Source organism: Halalkalibaculum sp. DA384 (assembly GCF_043951955.1).
Lineage (GTDB): Bacteria > Bacteroidota > Rhodothermia > Balneolales > Balneolaceae > JAMQKA01.
In genome coordinates this window covers 1-575 of the sequence record NZ_JBINJE010000110.1, presented here as the reverse complement: position 1 = coordinate 575, position 575 = coordinate 1, and the positions used below count along the sequence as shown (strand labels likewise).

Sequence of the window (575 nt, the reverse complement as noted above, 5' to 3'; positions counted from 1 at the left end):
ACGCTTGACCCAATGACCGTTAACCGCTAATATCGCTGTTGGAAAGTGGCACTATATGGCCCGAAATGAGTGGCACTATATGACCGAAATAGCCACATTATTCCCCATTCCCTGCGGGTGACGAATGATAAACACATTTATCAAAGAAATTTTTTCCAGGCAGCTGTCACGGTAACCACAGGTATAGTTGTCATTGTAGTAAGAACGCAGGAAAAATAATGATAATATTCGCCTTAATATCAGATTACCGTGGGTTTACGTGAGATACATCCCGAACAGATAAAACGATATGTAACCGGCGAGTACTCCCGGGAAGATGAAAAGTTCGTTAATGAGTGGCTTGATGAAGATCCCGCTCGCGAGGAGGAGCTGGAAGAGGTGCAAAACCTGTGGGACATTTCGGGAAACGTGTTGAAGATGGGAAACAAGAGGCGTGCCTGGGATACGATCAGCGAGCAGATCAAAAGGGAGAAAAAGACCGATAAATTTGAGTATGGACCGGTTCCCAGGCAGTTGGATAGAAGGAGAGCAAACCCGCTGGGCATGCTGTTGCGAATAGCTGCAGTACTGCTGGT

At 46.4% G+C, this 575-nt stretch carries 1 protein-coding gene; it reads left to right on the top strand.

Features of this window, described 5'->3' with window-relative positions; translation table 11 throughout:
• Positions 1–249 precede the first annotated feature (249 nt).
• Positions 250–575 (top strand): hypothetical protein (locus ACG2E4_RS18485; protein WP_395262597.1); only part of this gene is annotated, 326 nt, incomplete at its 3' end.